Raw genomic sequence first — 25,641 nt, 5'->3', positions numbered from 1 at the left:
TTCGCATGCTCCGGTCCGTCTCGCGCAGAACCGTTCTTTCCTCGCTCGCGGTGCTTTCCGCCGGCGCCGTGCTCGCCGCCTGCAGCGACGGCGGCGACGAGACGCCGACCGCCGCCGCCGACCAGCCTGCGGAGCCGACCACGACGGCATCGACGACGACGGCGGCGAAGGCACCCGAGCCGGCCGGCACGGTCGACATGGCCAAGCTGCTGGAGCCCGGCGCCCTGCCGGACATGGCACTCGGCAAGGCCGACGCCCCGGTGACCATCGTCGAATACGCCTCCATGACCTGCCCGCACTGCGCGCATTTCCACGAGACGACGCTGCCGGAGATCAAGACCAAATATATCGACACCGGCAAGGCGCGGCTTATCCTGCGCGAGTTCCCCTTCGATCCGCGCGCCGAGGCCGGCTTCATGCTCGCCCGCTGCTCCAAGGACAATTATTTCCCGATGGTCGACGTGCTGTTCAAGCAGCAGCAGGGCTGGGCCGCCGCCGAAAACGCTCGCGATGCGCTGCTGCAGATCTCCAAGCTTGCCGGTTTTACACAGGAGAGCTTCGAGGCCTGCTTGACCGACCAGAAGCTTCTGGACGAGATCAGGGCTGTGCGGACGCGCGGCGCCGAGGAATTCAAGGTCGACTCGACGCCGACCTTCTTCATCAACGGGAACCAGTACAAGGGGGCTTTGTCGATTGAGGAAATGTCGGCGATCATCGACGGCATGCTCTGACGCTCCTTCCCTTCTCCCCCTGTGGGAGAAGGTGGATTGGCGCGCAGCGCCAAGACGGATGAGGGGTGTTGGCAGGATCGCCAACGTTTCCACTCCGTCCAACACCCCTCATCCGACCTCCCCTTCGACCGCTCGCTTCGCTCGCGGCTCAGGATCGGCCACCTTCTCCCACAAGGGGAGAAGGGGAAGAGCGCCGGCATGAAGTTCAATCGCCTTCGCCTCGTCGGCTTCAAGTCCTTCGTCGAGCCCGGCGAGTTCGTCATCGAGCGCGGCCTGACCGGCGTGGTCGGGCCGAACGGCTGCGGCAAGTCGAACCTCGTCGAGGCGCTGCGCTGGGTGATGGGCGAAAGCTCCTACAAGAACATGCGCGCGTCCGGCATGGACGACGTCATCTTCTCCGGTTCCGGCACCCGCCCGGCCCGCAACACCGCCGAAGTCACGCTGTTCCTCGACAATGCCGACCGCACCGCGCCGCCGCCCTTCAACGAGGCCGACGAATTGCAGGTGTCGCGCCGCATCGAGCGCGAGGCGGGCTCGGTCTACCGCATCAACGGCAAGGAGGCGCGCGCCCGCGACGTGCAGCTCCTCTTCGCCGACCAGTCGACCGGCGCGCGCTCGCCCTCCATGGTCGGGCAGGGCCGCATCGGCGAGCTGATCCAGGCGAAGCCGCAGGCGCGGCGCGCGCTGCTGGAGGAGGCGGCCGGCATATCCGGCCTGCATACGCGCCGCCACGAGGCGGAGCTGCGCCTGCGCGCCGCCGAGCAGAATCTCGAGCGCCTCGACGACGTCGTCGGCGAGCTGGAGAGCCAGATCGACAATCTGCGCCGCCAGGCGCGCCAGGCCGCCCGCTTCAAGAACCTGTCGGCCGATATTCGCAAGGCCGAGGCCACGCTGCTGCACCTGCGCTGGACGCTCGCCAAGGCGCAGGAGGGCGAGGCCCAGTCTGCGCTCGCGGTCGCAACCTCGCTGGTCGCCGAGCGCGCCGCCGCCCAGATGGAGGCCGCCAAGGCGCAGGGCGTCGGCGCCCACCATCTGCCGGCGCTGCGCGACAAGTCGGCCGCCGCCGCCGCGACCTTCCAGCGCCTGTCGATCGCCCGCACCCAGCTCGACGAGGAAGCGGAGCGCATGCGCAACCGCCAGGCCGAGCTGGAGCGCCGGCTGGCGCAGCTCGCCGCCGACATCCAGCGCGAAGAGCGGATGGTCAGCGACAATGCCGACGTGCTGGCGCGCCTCGACGCCGAGGAGACATCGCTGCGCGGCGAGGATGCCGGGACGGACGAGCGGGAGCGGGAGAAGCGCGCGGCCCTCGACCACGCGTCCTCGGTGCTCGCCGAAAGCGAGGCTAGCCTCGCCGCGCTGACGGCGCAACGCGCCGAGGCGCAGGCGGCGATCGGCCAGATCGAGCGCAGCCTGCGCGAAAGCACCGAGCGCCGCGACCGTTTTGCCCGGCAGCTGGCGGAGGTTGAGCGCGAGGCCGGCGAGATCGGCGCCAGGATTGCCGCGCTGGCGGACCCGGCGGAGAAGCGCGTGCTGGTCGATCGGGCGGTTGCCGCCGCCGAGACGGCCGAGACGGCGACCTCCGCCGCCGAGACGTCGGTCGCCCGGGCGCGGGCAGCGGAAACGGCGGCGCGGCCGCCGGTGCAGGAGGCGCGCGCCGCGCTTGCCCGCATCGAGACCGAGGCGCGCACGCTGGCCAAGGTGCTGAATGCCGGCGGCGGCGGGCAGTACCCGGCTGTGCTGGAGCAGATCGCGGTGGAGCGCGGTTTCGAGACGGCGCTGGGCGCGGCGCTCGGCGAGGATCTGGACGCGCCGCTCGATACCCGCGCCCCGGCGCATTGGGGCGAAAGCGCGGCCGTGGCGGACGACCCGGCCCTGCCGGAGGGCGTCAGGAGCCTGGCGGAGGTGGTGCGGGCGCCGTCGCAGCTCGCCCGTCGCCTCGCCCTGATCGGCCTGGTCGACGACGCCGACGGGGCACGTCTGCGGAAGCTGCTGAAGCCCGGCCAGCGGCTGGTGAGCCGGAAAGGCGCGTTGTGGCGCTGGGACGGCTTTGTCGCCGGCGCCGATGCGCCGACGGCGGCCGCGCAGCGGCTTGCCCAGAAGAACCGGCTGCTGGAGCTGGAGACCGAGGCGCGCGACACCGCCGAGCGCGTCAAGGCCGCCGAAGCCGCACTTGCCGCCACGGAAGCGGCGGTGAAGGCCGAGGCCGAGGCCGAGCGGCTGGCGCGCGAGCAGTGGCGCAATGCCCAGCGCGCGGTCGGCGAGGCGCGCGAGGCGCTGGCTCGGGCCGAGCGCGCCGCCGGCGAATTGTCGGCGCGTCGAGCCGCGCTGGACGAGGCGCGGGCCCGCGTCGGCGCCGATCTCACCGAGGCCGAGGCGGCACTTGCCGAAGCCACGGCGCGCCGGGCCGAGGCGCCGGACGTTTCCGCATTGCAGGCGCGGCTCGACCAGGCGGCGCAGGCCGTCGCCCGCGATCGCTCGGCGCTGGCCGAGGCGCGCTCCGCTCTCGACGGGCTGCAGCGCGAGACCGCCGCGCGCCTGCGCCGTATCGACGCCATCGCGGTGGAGCGAGCGGGCTGGAAGAGCCGGGCCGAGAATGCCGACGCGCAGATCGCGGCCCTTGCCGAGCGGCGCGCCGAGGCCGACGCCGAGCGTCGCAAGATCGAGGACGCGCCCGACGAGATCGACCAGCGCCGGCGCTCGCTCTTGTCCGAGCTCGCCAGGGCGGAGGAGGCGCGCAAGCAGGCCGGCGACGCGCTGCTGCAGGCCGAGAACCGGCAGGTGGGGCTGGACAAGGCCGCCACCGACGCCATCCAGGCGCTTGCCTCCGCCCGCGAGGAGCGCGGCCGCGCCGAAGAGCGGCTGACCGCCGCCGACGAGCGCCGCCGTGAGGTCGAGGCGCGCATCCACGAGGCGCTGAACACGCCGCCGCATCTGGTCATCCGCCTGACCGGGCTGGCGCCCGACGCGCGCCTGCCGGAGATTCCCGACGTCGAGCGCCAGCTCGAGCGGCTGAAGATCGAGCGCGAGCGGCTCGGCGCCGTCAACCTGCGCGCCGAAGAGGAGCAGAAGGAGCTGTCCGAGCGGCTGGAGACGATCGTGTCGGAGCGCGAGGACGTGGTGGAGGCGATCCGCAAGCTCAGGCAGGCGATCCAGAGCCTCAACCGCGAGGGCCGCGAGCGGCTGCTAGCCGCCTTCGAGGTCGTCAACGAGCAGTTCAAGCGGCTGTTCACTCATTTGTTCGGCGGCGGCACGGCGGAGCTGCAGCTCATCGAATCGGAAGACCCGCTGGAGGCCGGCCTCGAAATCCTCGCCCGCCCGCCCGGCAAGAAGCCGCAGACCATGACGCTTCTGTCGGGCGGCGAGCAGGCGTTGACGGCGATGGCGCTGATCTTCGCGGTGTTCCTGACCAATCCCGCGCCGATCTGCGTGCTCGACGAGGTCGACGCGCCGCTCGACGACCACAATGTCGAGCGCTTCTGCAACCTGATGGACGAGATGGCGCGCACCACCGAGACGCGCTTCGTCATCATCACCCACAACCCGATCACCATGGCGCGCATGAACCGGCTGTTCGGCGTCACCATGGCCGAGCAGGGCGTGAGCCAGCTCGTCTCCGTCGACCTGCAGACGGCGGAGCGCCTGCGCGAGGCGAGCTAAGCAGCGGGGACGGCTACTTTTTTCTGCCCCTGCTTCGGTCTGGACCGTCGCGCCGTCCTGCGGCAACAAAGTAACAGTCCCCCTGCAGCTACGCCCTGGGCGCCGCTTCCTTGAAAAATTTTCGACGCCGGTGTCGGAACGCCGCGCGTCCGGCCGTCCTTAGGCCGACTTCATTCGGCACATATCTCCGAGGCAATTGAGCGGTTCGCTTCGCAGCCATGGGCGGCGAAGAGTGCGTCGCCTTGCTCGTGGAGGGCGGTGCGAATGGTCGTAATAAAGAGGAGAGAAAGATCATGAGAAAAGTCATCGCAGCCACCTTCCTCAGCATCGACGGCGTCATGCAGGCGCCCGGCGGCCCGGAGGAGGACACCGACGGCGGCTTCAAGTTCGGCGGCTGGACCTTCCACTATTGGGACGAGATGATGGGCGGCATCATGGACGAGTCCTTCAGCCAGCCGTTCGATCTGCTGCTCGGCCGAAAAACCTACGACATCTTCGCCGCCCACTGGCCGCGCGTCCCGGAAGACGATGCTATCGGCAAGAAGTTCAACGCAATCACCAAATACGTGGCCACCTCGACGCCGCGGACGCTGTCGTGGAAGAACTCCGAATGGCTCGGCGAGGATGCTGTCGCCGGCGTCGCGAAGCTGAAGCGGCAGGATGGTCCGGACCTGCTCATCCAGGGCAGCAGCCAGCTCGTCCAGGCGCTGCTCAAGGCCGACCTGATCGACGAATACCGGCTGTGGACCTTTCCCGTCGTGCTCGGCGGCGGCAAGCGCTTTTTCGGCGAGGGCTCGCTCTCCGGCGGCATGAAGCTCCTCGACAGCAAGGCCTCGACCACCGGTGTGGTCATCAGCACCTATGTGCGCGACGGTGCCGTCAAACAGGGTTCCTTCGCCCTGGAATAGATGGCGCCCGCTTCAAGGCTGGTGGCGGAACGGCGCGCCAGCCTTGAATTCCGGCTCATTCGGAGATATTCTAGTCAGCATGACCAGAAAAGTTGCAAGAACAATCAGGCCTCGTGTCGGCGAGGTGGGGCTGCCTGCAGCCAGATGGGCCCTGCAGGACGCCAAGGCACGGTTCAGCGAACTGGTGCGCCGTGTCCGCAGCGATGGGCCTCAGCACGTCACCGTGCATGGGCGCGAGGAAGTCGTGGTCATCGCCGCCGAGGAGTTCCGGCGGCTCAAGGGCGGCGCAACGGGCGAGGTTCTGATCGCGGCCATGCAGGCTTCGCCGCACCGCGACGTGGAGATCGCGCCGGAGCGCACGCCAATGCCGGTGCGCGACGTGGTCCTTTGAGCGGTTGGCTTCTTGACACCAATGTCCTGTCGGAGCTTCGCCGACCGCGGCCGGAACCGAAAGTCATCGCCTTCGTGTCGGCCCAATCGCTGGAAACGTTGTTTGTCAGCGCGGTGACCTTCGCCGAAATCCGCTTCGGCATCGAACGGCTCGAGGACCTTGGCCGCCGCGCCGAGCTGCACGACTGGCTGTCGCACCGGCTGAGGCCGATGTTCGACGGGCGTGTGCTGCCGGTCACCGAGGACGTCACGCTCAAATGGCGGGTGCTCGTCGAGGAAGGACGCAAGTCCCGCCATACTTTTTCTCAGCCCGATCTGATCATCGCCGCGACCGCCCTGCATCATGGGTTGATCCTGGTCACGCGCGATACGGCCGACTACGAAAAGGCCCGCGCGCCGGTATGCAATCCCTGGCTGGATTGATCTGCTCCGGCATCCTGCACCGGACGCGCCGGACCGGTCTTCCGCCGCCTCTTTGTGGCGACTGTCGCCACAATTCACCGGCAATGAGACCGATTGTGGCTTGTTCAAGCGCGTGTCTGTTTATTTTTCCGTTATTTGAAAAGCCGCGCGGGCGGCTCTAGTTCTGCCTCAATGCGAGAGCAGCGGAGGAACCGCGTGAAATGCGGGTCGCCGCGCTTCGCGCTCGATGGGGCCGCGCTGCAATTGGTGTGCACGCGGCCGGATCCATCATCGGGGAATGCCATGACGCGCAGTGCAATTGTTGCCGATGCCGTTGCAGCCCGCAAGGAGCTGTCCCCGAGGCATGACCCGGGCACGGGCGGGCGAAAGCGGCCCGCCGCCAGTGCGGCGCGCGTCTGACGGGCATTCCACGACAGGAACTGGAAACCATGCAACAGGCGGAGACGGCCGTCGAGAAAGCCGGCGGCCGCAGGAGCGTCCAGCAGGTCGTGGTCGGGCTGCTGGAGCCGCGCGTGCTCGGGCCCTTGTTCGGTGCCGGGCTGGTGGTGGTGGCGCTGGTGGTGATCCATCAGATTTCCGGCCGCGTGCACCTCGACGACATCCGTGCCGCGCTGGCGCAAACCAGGCCCGCCGCGGTCGTCCAGTCGCTGGCGCTCACCGTCGTCAGCTTCGCCGCGATGGCGCTCTATGACGTGATGGCGGCACGCCGCGTCGCCGCCGGACGCGTCCCGGACCGGCTCGCCGCCTTCGCCGGACTGGTCGGCTACGGCATTTCCAACGCGGTCGGCTTCAATGTCGTCGTCGGCGGGCCGGTGCGCTACCGCATCTACCAGGCGGCGGGACTCGACGCCGCTGATGTCGGGCGCATCGTCGGCGTCTCCTTCCTCGCTTTCAGCTGCGGCATCGTCGTGCTGGCCGGACTGGCGCTGGTGCTCGATCCGGCGGGCGTGGCGTTCCTGAAAGGCCTGTCGGCGAACGCCGACCGCACGATCGGTGCCGCCATCCTGGTAGCGTTCGCCGCGGTCATCCTGTGGCTGTCGCGCGGCGTGCGCGAGATCGCCCTGTTCGGCTGGCGCCTGCCGCTGCCGTCGGCCCGCAGCGCGCTTGCCCAGATACTCGTCGCCGTTATCGACATCGCCGCGGCGGCCGGCGCGCTCTACGTGCTGCTGCCGGCGGATGTGGCGCCGGGTTTCGCCACCTTCCTGCTGCTGTTCGTCGCCGCCATCGCCGCCGGCGTGCTCAGCCACGCGCCGGGCGGGCTGGGCGTGCTGGAGGCGACGATCCTGGTCGGGCTCGGCGCCGGCACGCGTCCGGACGTGGTGGCGGCCCTCATCGTCTTCCGGCTGGTCTATTACGCCATCCCGCTGGCTTTCGCCGGCGTTGCGCTGCTCGCCTTCGAAGCCTACCGGGCGCGCGCCGCCGTTCTGTCCGGGTCGCGGCGTGCGGCCTCGGTCATGCGGCCGGTCGTTGCGCCGCTGTCGGCGACGCTGGTGTTCTGCGGCGGCGTGGTGCTGCTGCTGTCCGGCAACCTGCCGGCGGAGGACGAGCGCATCGGCTTCCTCAGCCATGTGCTGCCGCTGCCCTTCGCCGAGGCCTCGCACCTGCTGGCGAGCCTGGTCGGGCTGATGCTGATCGTATTGGCGCGCGGGCTCTACCGGCGCATCGCGCTTGCCCGCATCGCCTCGATCCTGCTGCTGCTGGCGGGCGCCTGCTTCTCGCTGCTCAAGGGGCTGGATTGGGAGGAGGCAGCCATCCTCATGCTCGTCGCCGGCCTGCTGTTCGCCTATCCGAAAGTGTTCTACCGCAAGGGCAACTGGCGCTCGTTCCGGCCGACGCCGACCTGGCTGGCGCTGATCGTCATCGTGCTGTCGGTGCTCACGCTGGTCGGTTTCCTCGCCTATCGCCATGTCGAGTACCAGTCTTCGCTGTGGTGGGAGTTCGCCTGGGGCGGCGACGCCCCTCGCTTCCTGCGCACCACGCTGGCGCTGGTGGTCGTGGCGGCCGCGCTCTCCATCGACGCGCTGATCAACCGGCCGCACCAGCCCCGGCCAAGCAAGACGCCGCAGCCGGTGCCGGACGCCGTGCGCCGGCTGGTCGCGCAGAGCAGCGATACCCATCCGGCGCTGGCGCTGCTCGGCGACAAGCGGTTCATGCTGTCGCCCGACGGCAAGGCGTTCATCATGTACGGCATCGCCGGCCGCAGCTGGATCACCTTGGGCGATCCGGTCGGCGAGGCGGAAGCCGCGCGCGGCCTCGTCTGGCAGTTCGCCGAGGCCGCCGACCGCGCCGGGGCGCGCGCCGTCTTCTATGCCATCGGCCCGGACCTGCTCACCACCTATCTCGACCTCGGCCTGGCGATCCTGAAGACGGGCGAGGTGGCGCGCGTCGACCTCGCCCGGTTCTCGCTTCAGGGTTCGGCCCGCCAGGATTTCCGCTATGCCGAGAAGCGGGCCGAACGCGAGGGGCTGGACTTCTCCGTCGTGCCCCAGGCCGACGTGCCGGCCGTCCTGCCCGAGCTGCGCGCCGTCTCCGACGCCTGGCTTGCGACGAAATCCGGCCGCGAGAAGAGCTTTTCGCTCGGCCGCTTCGACGAAAACTATCTCGCCGAGTTCGACTGCGCGGTAATCCGCAAGCAGGGCGAGATCGTCGCCTTCGCCAATCTGTGGCGGGGCAGCGGCAACAGCGAGCTGTCGGTCGACCTCATGCGCTACCGCCACGGCGTCTCGAAGATCCTGATGGACGCGCTGTTTGCGAAACTGCTGCTCTACGGCAAGGCGGAGGGCTATCGCTGGTTCAATCTCGGCGCGGCGCCGCTGGCGGGCCTTGCCGACCATCCGCTGGCCTCGACCTGGAACCGGCTCGGCACCTTCATCTACCGGCGCGGCGACGAATTCTACAATTTCGAGGGGCTGCGTGCGTTCAAGCAGAAATTCGATCCCGTCTGGACGCCGCAATATCTTGCCTGCCCGAACGGGCTGGCGCTGCCGCAGGTGCTGGTCGACGTGACGAGCCTCATTTCCGGCAATCCGATCAGGATATTCAAGCGATGAGATTTTTTGCCGTTTTCCTCGTCGGCGCGGGCCTGCTGGCCGCCGCGCTGGCCTTTGCCGCGACGGCCGACCCGGCCGCGCGGACCGTGTCGGCCGGCCGCCTGGAGAACGTGCCGATCCATGTTCCCGACGACGCGCCGGACGCGCTGGTGGTCTATCTGTCGGATAGAGCGGGCTGGAAGCCTTCCGACGACGCCGTGGTCGAGGCGCTGCGATCGCAGGGCGACGTGGTGCTGGCGGTCGATCTCGCCCGCTACGCCGAAAAGCTCGACGCGGACGACGGCGAATGCCTGTATGTCGTCGGCGAGATCACCGATCTGGCCCAGACGGCGCAGCGCCAGCTCGACATCCAGACCTACATGCCGCCGATCGTCGTCGGCTCGGGGCAGGGCGCCACCTTCGCCTATGCGGCGCTGGCCGACTCGCCGGCCAACACGCTCGGCGGCGCCGTCGCCTCCGGCTTTACCAACCGGCTCGACCTGAAGCTGCCCTTCTGCCCCGGCGCTTCCTCCAGGAAACGCGACGACGGCGGTTTCAGCTACGGCTTCGACATAGACCTTCCCGGTCCCGCCTGGCTGTTCGTGCCGTCCGATACGCTCGACGACGCACTGAACCGCGTCCACGCCCGGGAGAACATCACAGTCGACACCCTCGCCGAGGGCGGCGAGCCGGCGCAGATCGCCGACGCGGTCGCGCAGATCGCCGATGCCGACCAGCCGTTCGGCGACCTGCCGGCCGTCGACCTGCCGGCGCATGGCAAGCCGACCGCCGTGGCCGTGCTGGTCTCCGGCGACGGCGGCTGGCGCGACATCGACAAGTCGGTGGGCGAGTGGCTCGCCACCCAGGGCGTGCATGTGGTCGGCCTCGACGCGCTGCATTATTTCTGGGCCAGGCGCACGCCGCAGGAGCTGGCGACCGACATCGCCGACATGCTGCGGCGGGCCGACCCAAGCCGCAAGCTGCCGGTGATGCTGATCGGCTATTCCTTCGGCGCCGACACGATCCCCTTCGCCTATCCGCTGCTGCCAAAGCCGCTGCAGGAGCGCACCAAGCTGATCGCGCTGATGGCGCCGGGGCAGACGACCTCCTTCCAGGTCACCATCTCGGGCTGGCTCGGCATCGACAACAGCGGCTACCGCATCGTGCCGGCGATCGCCGCGCTGCCGGCGGCAAGCGTAATGTGCGTCTACGGCGAGGACGAGGACGACAGCGCCTGCCCCGATCCGGCGCTGAAGGACACGACGGTGATAAAAACCTCCGGCGGCCATCATTTCGACGGCAACTACGAGGCGCTGGCGCAGCGGTTTCTGGACAGGATGAGGGGGTAGGGCGGCTGCCGATCCACTCGGGAACCCGTCCGGACCGGACCTTTTAGTTTTGGCTGGGGCGCCTGGATTCGAACCAGGGAATGGCGGTACCAAAAACCGCTGCCTTACCGCTTGGCTACGCCCCAGCAGCCCGGCGCGCGCGCCGGAGACGCCGCCTTATAGGCAGAGTGTCGGTGAAGCGCAATCGTGACGCAACGGCGGCGAACAGGACAGTCGTGCCGAGCGCCGGCGGCGCGGCGGCCAATCCTCCATCTTGAATCCCTTGAGGTAGAAGGGCAATCGCATATGGGTTTACCCCCACCCCTAACCCCTCCCCACAAGGGGGAGGGGGACTTTGCGGCCGCAATGCCATGCGAAATCGTCGACGATTGGCGTCTGGCGGAGCCCAGCCGGTCCCCCCTCCCCCTTGTGGGGAGGGGTTAGGGGTGGGGGTAGTTCCGTATGCGCCTTTGAGGGGGAGGGCTGGATCGCGCTCTACTCGCCCCACACTGCCAGTTCGTTGCCGGCCGGGTCGGTGAAATGAAAACGCCGGCCGCCGGGGAAGGAGAAGATCGGCTTGACGATCTTTCCGCCCGCCGCCTCGACCGCCGCCAGCGTCTCCTCCAGCACCTCCGAGTAGAGGACGGGCAGCGGCCTTTGCGCGGCTTCGGTGCTTTCGGCCTGGAAGCCGCCTTCCAGCCCTTCGTCGAACGCCGAGTAGGTCGGGCCGTAATCGGTGAAGGACCAGGAGAAGGCGGCGCTGTAGAACGCCTTGACGCTGTCCAGCGTACCGCGCGGGGCGGCCATTTCGAGGTAATCGAGCTTTCCGGTCTGTTTCATCACGCAACTCCTCGTTCTCTGTATGTTCTACAAGAACGGAGTGCCGGCGGCAAGCCCCGAAAAAGCCGGAATTTCTAATCGATTGTAGGGGTTAGCGGCGCCCTCCGGCGCTTGCCTTTCGCAGCGCAGCATCCTATCGCTGCCTCGATGCCAGCCGGCAAGGAGCGAGCATGACCAAGTGGGTCTACACCTTCGGTGACGGAGCGGCGGAAGGCCGCGCCGGCGACAGGAACCTGCTCGGCGGCAAGGGCGCCAACCTTGCCGAGATGTGCAGCCTCGGCCTGCCCGTGCCGCCCGGCTTCACCATCACCACGGAAGCCTGCAATTTCTACTATGCCAACGGCAACGGCCATCCGGAGGAGCTGGCCGGGCAGGTGAAGGCGGCTCTCGCCGAGGTCGGCAGGATAGCCGGTCGCCGCTTCGGCGACCCCGAGAAGCTGCTGCTGGTGTCGGTGCGCTCCGGCGGGCGCGCCTCCATGCCGGGCATGATGGACACCGTGCTTAACCTCGGCCTCAACGACGTCACCGTCGAGGCGCTGGCCAGGGATTCCGGCGACGCGCGTTTCGCCTATGACAGCTACCGCCGCTTCATCCAGATGTATTCCGACGTGGTGCTCGGCCTCGACCACGAGCTGTTCGAGGAGATCCTGGAGGAGGAGAAGGCGCGGCTCGGCTACGAACTCGACACCGAATTCTCGGCCGGGCAATGGCAGGAGGTGATCGCGCTCTACAAGGACAGGGTCGAGGAGGAACTGGGAAAGCCGTTCCCGCAAGATCCGGACGAGCAGCTCTGGGGTGCCATCGGTGCGGTGTTCTCCAGCTGGATGAACGCACGCGCCATCACCTATCGCCGCCTGCACGACATCCCCGAAAGCTGGGGCACGGCGGTCAACGTGCAGGCCATGGTATTCGGCAACATGGGGGAGACCTCCGCCACCGGCGTGGCGTTCACGCGCAATCCGTCGACCGGCGAGAAGGCGCTCTACGGCGAATTTTTGGTGAATGCGCAGGGCGAGGACGTCGTGGCGGGCATCCGCACGCCGCAGAACATCACCGAGAAGGCGCGCATCGCCGCCGGCTCCGACCGGCCGTCGCTGCAGAAGCTGATGCCGGAGGCGTTCGCCTCGTTCGTCGACATCTGCGAGCGGCTGGAAAGGCACTACCGCGACATGCAGGATCTCGAATTCACCATCGAGCGCGGAAAATTGTGGATGCTGCAGACCCGCTCGGGCAAGCGCACGGCCAAGGCGGCGCTGAAGATGGCGGCCGACATGGCCAATGAAGGGCTGATCAGCCGCGACGAGGCGGTTTTGCGCATCGACCCGGCCTCGCTCGACCAGCTGCTGCATCCGACCATCGATCCGAAGGCCGAGCGCAACGTCATCGGCACCGGCCTGCCGGCCTCGCCGGGCGCGGCGACCGGCGAGATCGTGTTTTCCTCCCACGAGGCGGAGGAGGCGAGGAAGGCCGGCCGCAAGGTTATCCTGGTGCGCGTCGAGACCAGCCCGGAAGACATCCACGGCATGCATGCGGCCGAAGGCATTCTGACGACGCGCGGCGGCATGACCAGCCATGCCGCCGTGGTGGCGCGCGGCATGGGCAAGCCCTGTGTCTCCGGCGCCGGCTCGCTGCGTGTCGACTACCGCGCGGGAACGCTGGTGGCCATGGGCCACACGCTGAAGGGCGGCGACGTCGTCACCATCGACGGCGGCACCGGCCAGGTGCTGAAGGGCGCGGTCGCCATGCTGCAGCCGGAGCTCTCCGGCGATTTCGCAGCCATCATGGAATGGGCGGACAAGGCGCGCCGCATGAAGGTGCGTACCAATGCCGAGACGCCCGCCGACGCGCGCATGGCCCGCTCCTTCGGCGCCGAGGGCATCGGGCTGTGCCGCACCGAGCACATGTTCTTCGACGGCGACCGCATCGTCGCCATGCGCGAGATGATTCTCGCCGAGGACGAGAAGGGCCGGCGCGCCGCGCTCGCCAAGCTGCTGCCGATGCAGCGTTCCGACTTCGTCGAGCTGTTCGAGATCATGGCGGGCCTGCCGGTCACCATCCGCCTGCTCGACCCGCCGCTGCATGAGTTCCTGCCCAAGACCGAGAAGGAATTCGAGGAGGTGGCGGCGGTGCTGAACGTGCCTGCCGACAAGCTGCGGCACCGCACCGAGGCGCTGCACGAGTTCAATCCGATGCTCGGCCATCGCGGCTGCCGGCTCGCCGTCTCCTATCCGGAGATCGCCGAGATGCAGACGCGCGCCATCTTCGAGGCGGCGGTGGAGGCCGGCCGCAAGACCGGCAGCCCGGTGGTGCCGGAAATCATGGTGCCGCTCGTCGGGCTGAAGAAGGAGCTCGACTATGTGAAGGCGCGCATCGATGCTGTGGCGAAAAGCGTGATCGAGGAAGCCGGCGTTTCGGTCGACTATCTCACCGGCACGATGATCGAGCTTCCGCGTGCCGCCATCCGCGCCCACGTGATCGCCGAGACCGCGGAATTCTTCTCCTTCGGCACCAACGACCTCACCCAGACCACCTTCGGCATCAGCCGGGACGACGCCGCGCCGTTCCTGGAGACCTATCGCCAGAAGGGCATCATCGACCAGGATCCGTTCGTGTCGATCGACGTCGACGGCGTCGGCGAGCTGGTGGCGATGGCGGCGGAGAAGGGAAGAAGCACGCGGCCCGGCATAAAACTCGGCATCTGCGGCGAGCACGGCGGCGACCCCGCCTCGATCCGCTTCTGCGAGAAGGTCGGTCTGGACTATGTGTCGTGCTCGCCCTTCCGCGTGCCGATCGCCCGGCTGGCGGCCGCGCAGGCGGCGGTGGGGAAGGGCGGCTGATCACTTCGCAGTGACTGCCCCGCCGTGCGCGACACCGGGCTTGCGGATGCCGCAAAATGGACGCGAAGCAGGAGGATCGGGACCGCGATCCTTCCTCAAGGCGTTTTCATGATCTCCATGCTTCGATCGACTGTCGTCGCGGCGGTGCTGCTGGGAACTGCCCTGTCCGCACGGGCCGGTGCCCTGGTGGAGCCCTCCCTGCATCTGAAGTCGTCAGCGGCCGGCGAGACTCGGGTGGCGCTCACCCTCGACGCCTGCGGCGGCCGCACCGACAACCGCATCCTGGCGGCGCTGGTCGAACACCGCATCCCGGCCACCATCTTCGTCACCGGGCTGTGGCTGAAGCGCAATCCCGAGGCGCTTGCCGTGATGCGCGCGCATCCCGACCTGTTCGAGATCGAGAACCATGGCGACCGGCACATTCCGGCCGTGGACGCGCCGATGCGCATCTACGGCATCCGCTCCGCCGGCAGCCCGGCGGCGGTTGCCTCGGAGATCAACGACGGCGCGGCCGCGATCATCGCAGCCGGGCTCGCCCAGCCGCGCTGGTTCCGCGGCGCGACCGCAAAATACAGCCGGACGGCGATCGCAGAGATCAAGGCGCTCGGCTTCCACGTCGCCGGCTATTCGATCAATGCCGACGGCGGCGCGCTGCTTTCGGCCGGCAGCACCGAAAGGCGGGTGGCGGCGGCCAAGGACGGCGACGTGCTGATCGCCCACATCAACCAGCCGACGCGTTCGGCAGGCGCGGGTCTGGTGAAGGGCCTGCTCAAGCTGAAGGCGCGCGGCGTCACCTTCGTGCGCCTGGACGACGCCGACCGCGACGGCAGCTACGAGATGGATGACTGAGCGGAGAGACCATGGCGAAATTCTTCTGGAGGTGCCTTAGGCCCTTGGGTCGCTAAATTCGGGCATCTAATTGATATAAAATGGTTATAGGAAAATCTGGGCTTTCCTATAACTCTTTTTGCCTGGCGATGATTCATTGGGGAAGCTAGTTATAGGAAAATCCGGATTTTCCTATAACTAGCCATGCAACCGATCGATCAGGCAACTCAAACCGTATTCGCCGATCTCAATCAACGTACCCTGGATGCAGCCTTCGACGAGGCGTTTCCGGAAAACGGCAGTTTTTCCAGGAGCACGGTCAAGGGCCGGGATTATTGGTACTACGACGGCTACGAACCTTTGACGGGCAAGAAGTCGCGCAAATATGTCGGCCCCGCTTCTGACGAGGCGATTTCATCCCGAGTGGAAGCATTCGACCGTAACAAGACGGCTTTGAAGGCCCGCCTGGAAGCGGTTCGCATGCTTCGGGCTGCCGGCCTTCCGGTGCCAGACGCGATGACGGGCGCGCTGGTCGACAAGATCGCCAGGGCCGGGTTCTTTCGCCTGCGCGGCGTTCTGATCGGAACGATTGCGTTCCAGACCTATCCGGGATTGGTAGGAGCGCGCCCTGAGCGGTATCTGCAGACCGGCGACATCGATCTCGCTCAGGATCACGGCATCTCGATCGCTATCGACGACAATATGTCACCGGTTCTCGAAAAGATCGCGCAGATTGACCTGTCGTTTCGAGCGGTATCCAACATGACGGACGGGCGCAAAACCACCAGCTATGTGAATGCGCGCGGCTACAAGATCGAGTTTCTCGTTCCGAACAGGGGCTCGGATGACCATTCCGGCAAGCCCTCGACGATGCCCGCCCTTGCTGGCACGGCGGCGCAGCCGCTGCGCTTTCTCGATTTCCTGATCCGCCACCCCGCTCGATCCGTGTTGCTTTATGGCGGCGGCGTGCCGGTCACCGTTCCCGCTCCGACGCGGTACGCGATCCACAAGCTGATCGTCGCGACGCGGCGCAAGGACAGGGAGAAGGCGGCCAAGGATCTGGGGCAGGCGTCTTTCCTGATCGAAGCCCTGGTGAGGCTCAATGGGTTCGAGTTGATCGAAGCCTGGATGGAGGCATGGCAGCGCGGTCCAACCTGGCGCCACGCGCTGACGCTCGGCAAGACCAGGCTCACGTCCGAAATCGGCGGCATGCTCGACGAGGCGGCGGAGCGATGGGCGCCGCAATTCGGCGTTTCATCGGACGATATCGGCCTGGCCGGAATGCCCGTCCAACTGGCCGGCAAGCCGGTTAGGCCGTCCTGATCGTCACCTTGTCGGGATAGAAGGCGCCGTGGTCCTTGATGGCAATGGCCTCGTCGAACGGTGCCTCATAGGCCCACATGGTGTTCCTGCCGGCTTCGCCGAGCGCCTCGATGCTCCAGTAGCTGGCATCCCCCTTGTAGGGGCAGTGGGTCGAATGATCTGTCTTCGACAGCTTGCCGAAATCGATGTCCGAAAAAGGAATGTAGAAGACCGGCGCGTAGGGCGTTTCCGCCAGAATCTTGGCGCTTGCCGACCTTGCGATCGGCACGTCGCCGGCGCTCACCGTCACCTCGCCGTCATGGGCTTCGATGGTGATCACCTTGGATGGATTGCGGGCGAAGCCCGGGGCCGGATTCGAGCGTGTCATCGGGCGATCCTTTCGGTCCTGTGGTCGTATCCGGCCGTGCGGCCGATGCGATCGCCTTGATGTGGGGTCGTCGCGGCAGCGCGCAAGGCCGCTTATGCGGCGGCCGCGAACACGTCCGCCAGCCCGGCATAGGAGGCGGCGATGCCGGCGACCGGATTGTCGCTGTCGCCCGCCGGCTCGACCCGCAATTCGCCGCCGGCCGTGGGCATCGACAGGATGAGGAACTGCCGGGCCTCGCCGTCGCCGACCGCGCCGGCCGCGACGTGCTGGCTCTCCGCGCCGCCGTCGATCCGCATCCTGAACAGGATGGTGCCGCCGACGCCTTCCAGCGCCTGGACGGCGATCTCCTCGAACTGGCCTTCGCTGACGGCATCCGCTTCGGTGGCGGCGATGGATTCCGCCTCGGCAGCGGGAGCGATTTCGCCTTCGGCCGCCGGTGTGGCTGCTTCCGCCTTTGCCGCTTGCCGGAGTTCTTCGGCGTTGCCGTGCTCTTCGACGGACTTCTGCTCGTCGACGGGTTTTTTCTGCGCGTCCATGACAAACCTCGCGCCTGTTAACCAACCTCGCCCGTTTTCCATGTTGGCGCCGACATTGGCCGCAATGTGGCACGGACCGGCTACGCTGCGGAAACCGGCTCTGGACAGGGAAGGGGTTGCGCCGCAATCTTCCGGCGGGAACGAACAAGAGGAGGAACCCCGATGCTCGGTCTGATGCAGCCCTGGCCATTGCTCTGCCACAAGATTCTCGACCACGCCGCCGCCCAGCATGGCGGGCGAGAGGTGGTGTCGCGATCGGTCGAGGGGCCGGTCGTGCGCACGACCTATGCCGGGATACGGACCCGCGCTTTAAAGGTGGCGCAGCGGCTGGAGCGCGACGGCTATCGTGTCGGCGACCGCATCGCCACGCTCGCCTGGAACACCGCCCGGCATCTGGAGGCGTGGTACGGCATCATGGGCATGGGCGGCATCTACCACACGCTCAATCCGCGCCTGTTCCCCGACCAGATCGCCTGGATCATGAACCATGCCGAGGACCGGCTGCTGTTCGTCGACCTGACCTTCCTGCCGCTGGCGGAGAAGATCGTGCCCTCCGTCAAGTCGGTTCGGAAGGTGGTGGTGCTTACCGACCGGGCGCACATGCCTCAGACCAGCCTGCCCGATGTCATGCCGTATGAGGAATGGCTGGCCGAGGCCGACGGCGACTTCGCCTGGCGGAGCTTTGACGAGAACACGGCGGCCGGCATGTGCTACACCTCCGGCACCACCGGCAATCCCAAGGGCGTCGTCTACAGCCACCGCTCCAATGTGCTGCACGCGATGATGGCTGCCATGCCCGACGCCATGGGCATCTCGGCGCGCGACGTGGTGCTGCCGGTCGTGCCGATGTTCCATGCCAACGCCTGGGGGCTGGCGCAGAGCTGCCCGATGGTCGGCGCAAAGATCGTCATGCCGGGCGGCAAGATGGACGGCGCCTCGATCTACGAGCTGCTGGACACCGAGAAGGTGACTTTCTCCGCGGCCGTGCCGACCGTCTGGCTGATGCTGCTGCAATATCTGGAGGAGACCTGCAGCATGCTGCCGCATCTCGGGAAAGTGGTGATCGGCGGGGCTGCCTGTCCGCTCGCCATCACCCGGAAGTTCCAGGAGAATTACGGGGTCGAGGTCATCCACGCCTGGGGCATGACCGAAATGTCGCCGCTGGGCTCGCTGTGCACGATGAAGCCGGACTACGACGCGCTCGAGGGGGAAGAGCGCCTGGCGGTGCAGCAGAAGCAGGGCCACGCGCCCTTCGGCGTCGAGATGAAGGTGACGGACGACGACGATCATGACCATCCGTGGGACGGAAAAACCTTCGGCCGGCTGAAGGTGCGCGGGCCGGCTGTCGCGGCCGCTTATTATGGCGGCGACGGCAAGGAGCAGTTCGACGAAGACGGCTGGTTCGACACCGGCGACGTCGCCCATATCGACGCCTGCGGCTACATGCAGGTCACCGACCGGGCCAAGGACGTGATCAAGTCCGGCGGCGAGTGGATATCGAGCATCGACCTGGAAAACCTGGCGGTCGGCCATCCCGACGTGGCCGAAGCCGCGGTGATCGGCGTGCGCCACTCGCGCTGGGACGAGCGGCCGCTGCTGGTGGTGGTGAGGAAGCCGGGCAAGGAGCCTGAGAAGGCCGACATCCTCGCCTTCATGGACGGCAAGGTGGCGAAGTGGTGGATGCCGGACGAGGTGGTGTTCGTCGACGAGATCCCGCACACCGCCGCCGGCAAGATCAGGAAGACGGCGCTCCGCGAACAGTTCAGGGATTTTCGCCTGCCGACGGATGCGTGAGCGGGAAGGCGCGGGCGCATTGTTGCCGCGATGGGCGGCTGATAATGAGTGTGCGTCAGCCGCTGCCGGGCAGCACCCTTTGGCGGCGGTCACGGACAGCGGATTGCATGGCGGCGGTTCTGGAACGGCGGGCGGCGGGTTGGGCGCGGAGGACCGGCGCCTTCGCCCTTGTTCTTTCCGTCACCGCCGGTCTCTCGCACCGCTATGGCCTGCTCGACACGCCGGCGTTCCTGACCGTCTTGACCCTCGTCCCGGCGATCGCCTGCGCGGCGCTGGTCTTTGCCGGCGTCGCCTTCCATCGATTCTGGAACGACGGCGACCTCGGCGGCTTCGACCTCGGCGTCGGCACGCTTCTCGCCTTGATCGTGCTTGCCCCGTTCCTGTTCGCCGGCTACCGCGCCGCCGTCCTGCCGATGCTGGCGGACATCTCGACCGACACCGCCGATCCGCCCAGCCTGGTCCAGGCGGCGGCCGCGCGCGGCTCTGGCATGAACCGGGTGCTGCCGATCGCGCCGGCCGCGGCGGCCGAGCAGGCGCGCGCCTATCCGAACGTCACCGGTCGTCGCTACGACCTGCCTTTCGACCAGGCGCTCGAAGTCGTGGAAGCCGTCATGGCGGCCAAGGGCTGGCGCTTCCGCCCCGGCGGGCTGGAGCATCCGCCCGGCGAGGTCACGATCGAGGCGGAAGCGGCGACGCCGCTGATCGCGCTTCCGGTGGATGTCTCGGTCCGCCTCACCGACGAGGCCGGACCGACCTATGTCGACATGCGCTCGGCCTGGCGTTACGGGCGCCACGACCTCGGCGACAACGCGGCGCGGATATCCGCCTTTCTGGCGGAACTCGACGCGGAGGTGATCCGCAGGACGACCGCCGTGGCGGTCGAGTAGCGCCTCAGCCCGGCCGGAACTCGCCATGCAGCGACGGCGGCCCGTCGGTGGCGACGGCGCCGCGCCCCACCAGGTCCTCCAGATGGGCGAAGACGGACAGACCGGCGGCGCCGAACAGGCGGGGATCGGTGTCGCGGTAGATCGCCGCGACGATGTCCGGAATTTTCCGGTTGCCCTGCATCACCCGTTCGAGGATGGTGCGCTCGCGCATCCTGCGGTGCGTGCGCAGGCCGCGCATGAAGGCCGCCGGATTGCCGATCGGGCCGCCATGGCCGGGCAGGAACAGGCGGTCGTCGCGTGCGAGCAGGCGCTCGAGCGAGGCCATGTAGTCGGCCATGGCGCCGTCGGGCGGTGCCACGATGGTCGTCGACCAGCCCATGACATGGTCGGCGGAAAACAGGATGCCCGTTCCTTGCAGCGCGAACACGGCGTGGTTGGCGCTGTGGCCGGGCGTCAGCACGGTGCGCAGCGCCCAGCCGTCACCCTCGACCAACTCCTGGTCGGCAAGCGCATGATCGGGCGAAAACTCGACGTCGTTGCTGGCGTCGAGCCGGTCGGCCTCGCCAACCTGGGCGATGCGCGCCGGCCGGTACGGGCCTTCCGCCAGCACCGTCGCGCCCGTCCGCTCCGCCAGCGGCCGCGCCAGCGGCGAGTGGTCGCGATGCGTATGGCTGACGAAGATATGGCTGACCGGGCGTCCGTCGATGGCTTTGACGAGGGCGGCGAGATGCTGCTCGTCATTCGGGCCGGGATCGATCACGGCCAGCGTGTCGGTACCGACGATGTAGCTGTTGGTGCCGTGGAAGGTGAAGGGGCTGGCGTTCGGCGCCGTCACCCGCAGCACGCCCTTCGCGACTTCGACGGCCTGGCCATGCCTGGGGTCGAATTTGGTGTCGAATTCCATCGGACCGCCTTCCGCCTGCAACGGGGCGCGGCCCCGAAAAACGGTTTGCCGCATAACACGGAAGCCAATATACCGGAAGCCGAATGGCGGGCGTGCCGCCGACCTGGAGAATGGGGATCGATATGGCAACAGCAGTCACCGCGGCCCGTCCGCTCGTTTCCTTGGCGCTGCCGGAAAACCCGGCCCTGCGACTGGCGACGCAAATCGTCCTGGCCGTTCTGGGCACGCTGCTCCTCACGCTTTCGGCCAAGACCAAGGTGGTGCTCGGCCCGGTCGACATGTCGCTGCAGACGCTGGCGATCATGCTGATCGCCGTTGCCTATGGCCGCCGCCTTGCGGTCGCCACGCTGCTGCTCTACCTCGCCGAGGGTGCCGCCGGCCTGCCGGTGTTCCAGAGCACGCCCGAGAAGGGTATCGGCCTCGCCTATATGCTGGGCTCCACCGGCGGCTATCTCGCCGGCTTCGTCGCTATGGCGGCGATCGCCGGCTGGGCCGCCGACCGCGGCTGGGACCGCAGCCCGTTCAAGCTGTTCGGCGCGCTGCTGGTGGCCGAGGTGGTGATGATGGCCATGGGCTTCGCCTGGCTCGCCGGCCTGATCGGCGTCGAAAAGTCGTGGCAGTTCGGCGTGGTGCCCTTCATCGTGCCCGACCTGATCAAGGTGGCGCTCGCTGCCGCCATCCCGCCGGCCATCTGGGCGCTGCTGCCCAATCGCCGCTGAGCGGGCCAGTCCGAGCATTTCAGCCGACGGCCGCGCGCCCGCGCGGCCGTCGGGGTTTGGAGAGACGCAAACTTGCGGTGGCGCTACCCTCCACGCAGCGGGAAACCGGATTTCGTTATTCAACGGTTCTTTCCGGCAAGTGCCGCTTCCACCGCCTCCGGATTGCTGGCAATCACGCGCAGCAGGTTTTCGGCCGGCTTGTCCGGGTGCCGGCGCTTCTGTTCCCAATCGCGCACGGTGGCCGGCGACAGGTTGAATTTCTCGGCGAAACCGACCTGCGAAAGCCCCAGGGATTTGCGGATAGCCGCCACATCGACGCTTGAGCCTTCGAACACGCGGCCGGGCTTCATTTCGCCCTTTGCAATGGCCACCGCCTGGCTGGCGCTCTCGATCAGACCCTTTCCGAACTTGGACATAACCTTTTCCTTTCCAGACTGCGGCTAGGCCGCACTTGACTTGATTCTGCCCCGACCAGGGTGCCTATCTCCGGGCTCGGTAGCTGTCGGCGATCGTCGGGAGCAGCTTCGCAAGTTCGTTCCGCTCCTGCTTCGACAGGTTGCCTTTCTCGCCCTTGCTGTAGACCGACAGAAGGAACACCGGCACGTCATCGCCACCGAAGTAATGAATGGTGCGATAGCCGCCGCTCTTGCCGAAACCGCGACCAGCATGGCGCAATTTGCGCGCGCCGCCCGTGCCCTGCATCAAATCGCCGGCCAGAGGATCGGCGGCAATGGTCGAAACGATCTCCGTCAACTCCTCGGACGTCAGCCCGACGCGGTCAGCTTCCCTATCGAAATAAGGGGTGGTGAGAACGGTGTGCACTTTGGCAATATACGGCAATGCCGTACCAAACTCAACGGACAGATATGGCATTGCCGTTCTGATTTGATGGTGCGGGCGCCATCCGGTGGCAGCGACGCAAGATTTTCTTGGCGATGGGGTGGTCCTTTGAGACCGGCACCGCAATCGCGCTCCTGACCGGGTTGTCCGTCAGAATGCCGGCGCCACTATCCGCTATACGCCCGTGATCGTCGGGATCGGCGACCCCCGCCATTCCAGGCGCCATATCCCTCCCTGCCGCAGGTTCTGGACGAGATCGGGATGGAAGGCGGCGAGGCAGGTTCCGCCGGCATACCGCACGGACGGATAGACGAGGCCGATCGCCGCCAGCTCCTTCCGTAGATGCCGCGCCAACGCCTGGCCGGCGGGATAGGCGACCTCGGTGTCCGGGTCGAGCACCGGGTGCTCGCTGAATTCAGAGCCGCGCAGATCGTGGAACGAGCCGACGAAATCGGCCACGAGCTCGGCATAGTCGGTGACATTGTCGAACCGGTCGACAGCGGCGAGCTCGCGCGTCAGGTGGAACGACACCTCGCCGAGCGCCGTGTCGGCGTCGAAGCCGCAGTACCACGCGCCCCGCGCGTCGTCGTTGAAGCGGTTGCCGCCGGGGCGGGTATAGGCGAAGGCGGCATTGACGAAGGTGTAACCCGGCCTGCCGAACACCAGCTCGCGCGGATCGAGGTCGGGCAGGCCGCCTTCCTGCGCCTGCAGGCGGCCGCTGGTTGCGCCTTCGAGTTCCGCAAGGTTCTCCAGCTCTTCCCGGTTCGCGGCCAGCGGCAACAGCACGGGCTGCTTGAGCCTGCCCGTCGAGATCAGCCGGATCGTGTCGCGCTGCGAAATGTCGGCGCGTGGCGGGACCAGCATTCAAAGTCCGCCGCGCAAGGCGTCGATGTGCTGACGGACCTGCAGCAGCCTGGGAATGCCGCCTTCGATCATCACGTCGAGGGGCCGCCGGCCGCCGTAAAGCGGTCCCTTGTTCGGCAGCCGCACCCATTCGTCGGCCAGCCGTTCCGAAAACAAGAGCCGCAAGCCCTTGAAGATGCCGACCAGCGCGCTGACCCGTGTCAGCGAATCCTGGGAGAGCACGCCGTCCCACTCGCCCTTCTTCATGCGGAACCAGGTTCGCTCCGACACGTCGCCGACCAACGTGCAGATCTCGGCGCTGGTCAGGCGCCAGATGTCGGCGAGCCTGACGACACCGGCGACCGCCGCCGGCGTGAGCCGCGCACGTGCTGTCTGATCGGCGAGATTTGCCGGCAGAACCTGGGGGTCTTGAGTCGCGGGGGCGAGGGACATTTCCGATCTCCGTCAACTGGCATGAAATATACTGCCAATTGGCAGAAATACAAGAGCCTGCCGCAGCTCGCCGTAGTGTGGCGCCAGCACGCTCACGCTTCACCATCGAGATGGTACGGCTTGACCAGTTCGTCGGCCGGAAGCTTCCATGCCGCGGAGATAGCATGGACTTGTGCGATATTGAGTGCGCGCTTCCGGTTCATGATTTCCGACGCTCTCGATTTCGATCCGATGATCTCGGCCAATGCGGCCTGCTTCTTGCCGGTTCGCTCGAGATAGTCGGCGATCAGGGAGACGGGATCGGGAGCCTTGATCGGATAGTGCTTGTCCTCGTAGGCCTCGATAATATCGGTCAGCAGGACGAAACGGTCCGCGTCGGGAGTGCCCGGGGCGGGCTCATTCTCGAAATACCTCGTCACCTCGGCGATCGCCCAATCGTAGTCGTCCTCGGTGCGGATGGGTCGTATGTTTTCCATTAGACTTTCTCCGGGTCTATCCTGTCGTATTCGGCGTGGGTGCCGACAAACTTTATGAGCACGCTCTTGTAGGTGTAGCTCACGTGAGCAATCAGCCGGTAGTTGTTGCCCCCGATATCGAAGATGACGCGATTGTCTCCGACGAAATCGACGGAACTGAAATCGTTGCGGATGTCCTGCGGGGTCTTCCATTCCGCGGCTCTTGCGGCAACGAACCAGGTCGACAGCGGAGCTTCGGCTCTTGGGTGTTTTTCCCAGAAGGCGACCAGCGTCTTGCGGCTCACGACCTGCATGGCAAATAGTAATACGTTCCCACATATGGAACAAGGGCTAGGTTCCATTTTGTGGAATTGTGATACTATCCACGTACCGCAGCCGGGCTAGTGGTCCGACGCACAGGAAGTTGAAGGAAAGAATTTCCTTGGGTCTGTCGAGTACGCAGAAAACGCAGGAACAAGATTCCATAGAATGTGTCGCGGGCGGAAGTGAAACCCTCGATCCGCCGGCTTTTTGGTAGGCCTCTCCTTGAGACGAGCCGCTTTTCTGCGAGACTGCCAGCCAATCCGGATATTGGGCCGGGCCGCCCTGTTCCGGCCGGCCCGCCGTCTCGCAGTGGACCATCATGCTGGCAAAGCTTTCCCATCTCGATCGGCTCGAAGCCGAGTCGATCCATATCTTTCGTGAGGTCGCGGCGACCTTCGCCAAGCCGGTGATGCTCTATTCGGTGGGCAAGGATTCCTCCGTGCTCATGCATCTGGCCATGAAGGCGTTCTATCCGGCCAAGCCGCCTTTTCCGTTCCTGCATGTCGACACGACATGGAAGTTCCGCGAGATGATCGCGTTCCGCGACGAGATGGCGCGCAAGCTCGGTTTCGACCTTCTGGTCCACATCAACCAGGACGGGGTGCGCGACGGCATCGGCCCGTTCACGCACGGCTCGAACACGCACACCCACGTCATGAAGACGGTGGCGCTGCGCCAGGCGCTCGACAAATACGGTTTCGACGCCGCCTTCGGCGGGGCGCGACGCGACGAGGAGAAGAGCCGCGCCAAGGAGCGCATCTTCTCCTTCCGCAACGCCAGCCACGTCTGGGACCCGAAGAACCAGCGGCCGGAAATGTGGAACATCTACAACACCCGCGTTGCCCCCGGCGAGTCGATCCGGGTCTTCCCGCTGTCCAACTGGACCGAGGCCGACATCTGGCAATACATCCTACGCGAAAATATCCCGATCGTGCCGCTCTACTTCGCCAAGCAGCGGCCGGTTGTCGAGCGCGACGGCATGCTCATCCTCAAGGACGACGATCGCATGGAACTCCGTCCGGGCGAGACGGTCGAGAACCGCATGGTCCGCTTCCGCACCCTCGGCTGCTATCCGCTGACCGGCGCCATCGAGTCGGACGCCGCCGATCTCGAAAGCATCGTCGGCGAGACGCTGGCGGCCGCCACCTCCGAGCGGCAGGGCCGCGCCATCGACCGCGACGAGGCCGGCTCGATGGAAAAGAAGAAGCGCGAAGGGTATTTCTGA

The 25,641-nt window shown here is 67.0% G+C and carries 24 protein-coding genes and 1 tRNA gene; 14 read left to right on the top strand and 11 right to left on the bottom strand.

The annotated features are described in order from the left end of the window. Nucleotides 1–5: 5 nt before the first annotated feature. The 7 genes from C7I84_RS07685 (at nucleotide 6) to C7I84_RS07655 (ending at nucleotide 10,487) form a co-directional block, all read left to right on the top strand. Nucleotides 6–731, top strand: a complete 726-nt coding sequence (locus C7I84_RS07685; RefSeq protein WP_106771783.1) for a DsbA family protein — start codon at nucleotides 6–8, stop codon at nucleotides 729–731. 198 nt (nucleotides 732–929) lie between these two features. Then, a complete protein-coding gene (gene smc, locus C7I84_RS07680) occupies nucleotides 930–4,388 on the top strand; it encodes a chromosome segregation protein SMC (protein WP_106771584.1) in 3,459 nt (1,152 codons plus the stop codon). 293 nt (nucleotides 4,389–4,681) lie between these two features. After that, nucleotides 4,682–5,296 carry a dihydrofolate reductase family protein gene (locus C7I84_RS07675; protein WP_106771583.1) on the top strand — a complete coding sequence of 205 codons (615 nt, stop codon included), beginning with the start codon at nucleotides 4,682–4,684 and terminating at the stop codon, nucleotides 5,294–5,296. 79 nt (nucleotides 5,297–5,375) lie between these two features. After that, entirely contained in the window at nucleotides 5,376–5,687 is a 312-nt protein-coding gene (locus tag C7I84_RS07670) for a type II toxin-antitoxin system Phd/YefM family antitoxin (RefSeq protein WP_106771582.1), read from the top strand. Next, nucleotides 5,684–6,109 (top strand): type II toxin-antitoxin system VapC family toxin, encoded by a 426-nt coding sequence (locus C7I84_RS07665; protein ID WP_106771581.1) that lies wholly within the window; start codon nucleotides 5,684–5,686, stop codon nucleotides 6,107–6,109. The genes C7I84_RS07670 and C7I84_RS07665 overlap by 4 nt, the downstream gene beginning before the upstream one ends. A gap of 428 nt (nucleotides 6,110–6,537) precedes the next feature. Beyond that, the gene (gene mprF, locus C7I84_RS07660) at nucleotides 6,538–9,159 is read left to right on the top strand and encodes a bifunctional lysylphosphatidylglycerol flippase/synthetase MprF (protein WP_106771580.1); all 2,622 of its coding nucleotides are present in this window, start codon (nucleotides 6,538–6,540) and stop codon (nucleotides 9,157–9,159) included. Then, nucleotides 9,156–10,487 (top strand): virulence factor family protein, encoded by a 1,332-nt coding sequence (locus tag C7I84_RS07655; protein ID WP_106771579.1) that lies wholly within the window; start codon nucleotides 9,156–9,158, stop codon nucleotides 10,485–10,487. Before mprF ends, C7I84_RS07655 begins: the two co-directional genes overlap by 4 nt. A gap of 50 nt (nucleotides 10,488–10,537) precedes the next feature. Here the strand turns inward: C7I84_RS07655 and C7I84_RS07650 are convergent. Both C7I84_RS07650 and C7I84_RS07645 read right to left on the bottom strand, forming a co-directional pair. Beyond that, nucleotides 10,538–10,612: transfer RNA gene (locus tag C7I84_RS07650), tRNA-Gln, on the bottom strand. A gap of 349 nt (nucleotides 10,613–10,961) precedes the next feature. Next, nucleotides 10,962–11,306: a VOC family protein gene (locus C7I84_RS07645; protein WP_106771578.1), complete on the bottom strand. Its 345-nt coding sequence runs from the start codon at nucleotides 11,304–11,306 to the stop codon at nucleotides 10,962–10,964. A gap of 170 nt (nucleotides 11,307–11,476) precedes the next feature. On the opposite strand from C7I84_RS07645, the gene ppdK reads away from it, so the two are divergent. The 3 genes from ppdK to C7I84_RS07630 all read left to right on the top strand — a co-directional run bounded on the left by ppdK (nucleotide 11,477) and on the right by C7I84_RS07630 (nucleotide 16,294). Further along, the gene (ppdK, locus tag C7I84_RS07640; protein ID WP_106771577.1) at nucleotides 11,477–14,143 is read left to right on the top strand and encodes a pyruvate, phosphate dikinase; all 2,667 of its coding nucleotides are present in this window, start codon (nucleotides 11,477–11,479) and stop codon (nucleotides 14,141–14,143) included. 117 nt (nucleotides 14,144–14,260) lie between these two features. Further along, nucleotides 14,261–14,992: a polysaccharide deacetylase family protein gene (locus C7I84_RS07635; RefSeq protein WP_165816029.1), complete on the top strand. Its 732-nt coding sequence runs from the start codon at nucleotides 14,261–14,263 to the stop codon at nucleotides 14,990–14,992. A 183-nt stretch (nucleotides 14,993–15,175) separates the two neighbouring features. Further along, nucleotides 15,176–16,294: a nucleotidyltransferase family protein gene (locus tag C7I84_RS07630; RefSeq protein ID WP_106771575.1), complete on the top strand. Its 1,119-nt coding sequence runs from the start codon at nucleotides 15,176–15,178 to the stop codon at nucleotides 16,292–16,294. Here C7I84_RS07630 and C7I84_RS07625 read toward each other — a convergent pair. Together C7I84_RS07625 and C7I84_RS07620 are read right to left on the bottom strand one after the other, a co-directional pair. Next, nucleotides 16,281–16,661 carry a DUF427 domain-containing protein gene (locus C7I84_RS07625; protein ID WP_106771574.1) on the bottom strand — a complete coding sequence of 127 codons (381 nt, stop codon included), beginning with the start codon at nucleotides 16,659–16,661 and terminating at the stop codon, nucleotides 16,281–16,283. The genes C7I84_RS07630 and C7I84_RS07625 overlap by 14 nt on opposite strands. Nucleotides 16,662–16,753: 92 nt before the next feature. Continuing rightward, nucleotides 16,754–17,197: a hypothetical protein gene (locus C7I84_RS07620; RefSeq protein ID WP_106771573.1), complete on the bottom strand. Its 444-nt coding sequence runs from the start codon at nucleotides 17,195–17,197 to the stop codon at nucleotides 16,754–16,756. Between the two features lie 162 nt (nucleotides 17,198–17,359). Here C7I84_RS07620 and C7I84_RS07615 point away from each other — a divergent pair, with 162 nt between their 5' ends. Beyond that, the gene (locus C7I84_RS07615) at nucleotides 17,360–18,991 is read left to right on the top strand and encodes a long-chain-fatty-acid--CoA ligase (protein ID WP_106771572.1); all 1,632 of its coding nucleotides are present in this window, start codon (nucleotides 17,360–17,362) and stop codon (nucleotides 18,989–18,991) included. Nucleotides 18,992–19,098: 107 nt separating this feature from the next. Next, nucleotides 19,099–19,878, top strand: coding sequence for a DUF1499 domain-containing protein (locus C7I84_RS07610; RefSeq protein ID WP_106771571.1), 780 nt, complete (start codon nucleotides 19,099–19,101; stop codon nucleotides 19,876–19,878). Between the two features lie 4 nt (nucleotides 19,879–19,882). On the opposite strand, the gene C7I84_RS07605 is transcribed toward C7I84_RS07610, so the two are convergent. Next, nucleotides 19,883–20,782, bottom strand: coding sequence for an MBL fold metallo-hydrolase (locus C7I84_RS07605; protein ID WP_106771570.1), 900 nt, complete (start codon nucleotides 20,780–20,782; stop codon nucleotides 19,883–19,885). A gap of 122 nt (nucleotides 20,783–20,904) precedes the next feature. On the opposite strand from C7I84_RS07605, the gene C7I84_RS07600 reads away from it, so the two are divergent. Continuing rightward, nucleotides 20,905–21,501, top strand: a complete 597-nt coding sequence (locus C7I84_RS07600) for a biotin transporter BioY (RefSeq protein WP_106771569.1) — start codon at nucleotides 20,905–20,907, stop codon at nucleotides 21,499–21,501. A gap of 119 nt (nucleotides 21,502–21,620) precedes the next feature. Here the strand turns inward: C7I84_RS07600 and C7I84_RS07595 are convergent, their stop codons facing one another. The 6 genes from C7I84_RS07595 to C7I84_RS07570 form a co-directional block, all read right to left on the bottom strand. Beyond that, nucleotides 21,621–21,917: a helix-turn-helix domain-containing protein gene (locus C7I84_RS07595; RefSeq protein ID WP_106771568.1), complete on the bottom strand. Its 297-nt coding sequence runs from the start codon at nucleotides 21,915–21,917 to the stop codon at nucleotides 21,621–21,623. A 64-nt stretch (nucleotides 21,918–21,981) separates the two neighbouring features. Further along, on the bottom strand, nucleotides 21,982–22,374 hold the full coding sequence (locus C7I84_RS07590) for a type II toxin-antitoxin system RelE/ParE family toxin (RefSeq protein WP_106771567.1): 393 nt from the start codon (nucleotides 22,372–22,374) through the stop codon (nucleotides 21,982–21,984). A gap of 141 nt (nucleotides 22,375–22,515) precedes the next feature. Continuing rightward, nucleotides 22,516–23,205 carry an RES family NAD+ phosphorylase gene (locus tag C7I84_RS07585; protein ID WP_106771566.1) on the bottom strand — a complete coding sequence of 230 codons (690 nt, stop codon included), beginning with the start codon at nucleotides 23,203–23,205 and terminating at the stop codon, nucleotides 22,516–22,518. Further along, entirely contained in the window at nucleotides 23,206–23,637 is a 432-nt protein-coding gene (locus C7I84_RS07580) for an antitoxin Xre/MbcA/ParS toxin-binding domain-containing protein (protein WP_106771565.1), read from the bottom strand. It abuts the gene before it with no gap. Nucleotides 23,638–23,729: 92 nt separating this feature from the next. After that, nucleotides 23,730–24,113, bottom strand: a complete 384-nt coding sequence (locus C7I84_RS07575) for a helix-turn-helix domain-containing protein (protein WP_106771564.1) — start codon at nucleotides 24,111–24,113, stop codon at nucleotides 23,730–23,732. After that, a complete protein-coding gene (locus tag C7I84_RS07570; protein ID WP_106771563.1) occupies nucleotides 24,113–24,406 on the bottom strand; it encodes a type II toxin-antitoxin system HigB family toxin in 294 nt (97 codons plus the stop codon). Before C7I84_RS07570 ends, C7I84_RS07575 begins: the two co-directional genes overlap by 1 nt. A 329-nt stretch (nucleotides 24,407–24,735) precedes the next feature. Between C7I84_RS07570 and cysD the strand changes: the two genes are divergently transcribed. Continuing rightward, nucleotides 24,736–25,641 carry a sulfate adenylyltransferase subunit CysD gene (cysD, locus tag C7I84_RS07565; RefSeq protein ID WP_106771562.1) on the top strand — a complete coding sequence of 302 codons (906 nt, stop codon included), beginning with the start codon at nucleotides 24,736–24,738 and terminating at the stop codon, nucleotides 25,639–25,641.

The sequence above is a fragment of the Kumtagia ephedrae genome, from assembly GCF_003012745.1.
GTDB lineage: Bacteria > Pseudomonadota > Alphaproteobacteria > Rhizobiales > Rhizobiaceae > Kumtagia > Kumtagia ephedrae.
This window is presented reverse-complemented; position numbering and strand designations above follow the sequence as displayed.

Excerpts from the sequence above, each read along its gene's own strand:
- C7I84_RS07685 (WP_106771783.1), top strand. The coding sequence starts at position 6 with ATGCTCCGGTCCGTCTCGCGCAGAACCGTTCTTTCCTCGCTCGCGGTG.
- smc (WP_106771584.1), top strand. The coding sequence starts at position 930 with ATGAAGTTCAATCGCCTTCGCCTCGTCGGCTTCAAGTCCTTCGTCGAG.
- C7I84_RS07675 (WP_106771583.1), top strand. The coding sequence starts at position 4,682 with ATGAGAAAAGTCATCGCAGCCACCTTCCTCAGCATCGACGGCGTCATG.
- C7I84_RS07670 (WP_106771582.1), top strand. The coding sequence starts at position 5,376 with ATGACCAGAAAAGTTGCAAGAACAATCAGGCCTCGTGTCGGCGAGGTG.
- mprF (WP_106771580.1), top strand. The coding sequence starts at position 6,538 with ATGCAACAGGCGGAGACGGCCGTCGAGAAAGCCGGCGGCCGCAGGAGC.
- C7I84_RS07655 (WP_106771579.1), top strand. The coding sequence starts at position 9,156 with ATGAGATTTTTTGCCGTTTTCCTCGTCGGCGCGGGCCTGCTGGCCGCC.
- C7I84_RS07645 (WP_106771578.1), bottom strand. The coding sequence starts at position 11,306 with ATGAAACAGACCGGAAAGCTCGATTACCTCGAAATGGCCGCCCCGCGC.
- ppdK (WP_106771577.1), top strand. The coding sequence starts at position 11,477 with ATGACCAAGTGGGTCTACACCTTCGGTGACGGAGCGGCGGAAGGCCGC.
- C7I84_RS07635 (WP_165816029.1), top strand. The coding sequence starts at position 14,261 with ATGCTTCGATCGACTGTCGTCGCGGCGGTGCTGCTGGGAACTGCCCTG.
- C7I84_RS07630 (WP_106771575.1), top strand. The coding sequence starts at position 15,176 with ATGCAACCGATCGATCAGGCAACTCAAACCGTATTCGCCGATCTCAAT.
- C7I84_RS07625 (WP_106771574.1), bottom strand. The coding sequence starts at position 16,661 with ATGACACGCTCGAATCCGGCCCCGGGCTTCGCCCGCAATCCATCCAAG.
- C7I84_RS07620 (WP_106771573.1), bottom strand. The coding sequence starts at position 17,197 with ATGGACGCGCAGAAAAAACCCGTCGACGAGCAGAAGTCCGTCGAAGAG.
- C7I84_RS07615 (WP_106771572.1), top strand. The coding sequence starts at position 17,360 with ATGCTCGGTCTGATGCAGCCCTGGCCATTGCTCTGCCACAAGATTCTC.
- C7I84_RS07610 (WP_106771571.1), top strand. The coding sequence starts at position 19,099 with ATGGCGGCGGTTCTGGAACGGCGGGCGGCGGGTTGGGCGCGGAGGACC.
- C7I84_RS07605 (WP_106771570.1), bottom strand. The coding sequence starts at position 20,782 with ATGGAATTCGACACCAAATTCGACCCCAGGCATGGCCAGGCCGTCGAA.
- C7I84_RS07600 (WP_106771569.1), top strand. The coding sequence starts at position 20,905 with ATGGCAACAGCAGTCACCGCGGCCCGTCCGCTCGTTTCCTTGGCGCTG.
- C7I84_RS07595 (WP_106771568.1), bottom strand. The coding sequence starts at position 21,917 with ATGTCCAAGTTCGGAAAGGGTCTGATCGAGAGCGCCAGCCAGGCGGTG.
- C7I84_RS07590 (WP_106771567.1), bottom strand. The coding sequence starts at position 22,374 with ATGCCATATCTGTCCGTTGAGTTTGGTACGGCATTGCCGTATATTGCC.
- C7I84_RS07585 (WP_106771566.1), bottom strand. The coding sequence starts at position 23,205 with ATGCTGGTCCCGCCACGCGCCGACATTTCGCAGCGCGACACGATCCGG.
- C7I84_RS07580 (WP_106771565.1), bottom strand. The coding sequence starts at position 23,637 with ATGTCCCTCGCCCCCGCGACTCAAGACCCCCAGGTTCTGCCGGCAAAT.
- C7I84_RS07575 (WP_106771564.1), bottom strand. The coding sequence starts at position 24,113 with ATGGAAAACATACGACCCATCCGCACCGAGGACGACTACGATTGGGCG.
- C7I84_RS07570 (WP_106771563.1), bottom strand. The coding sequence starts at position 24,406 with ATGCAGGTCGTGAGCCGCAAGACGCTGGTCGCCTTCTGGGAAAAACAC.
- cysD (WP_106771562.1), top strand. The coding sequence starts at position 24,736 with ATGCTGGCAAAGCTTTCCCATCTCGATCGGCTCGAAGCCGAGTCGATC.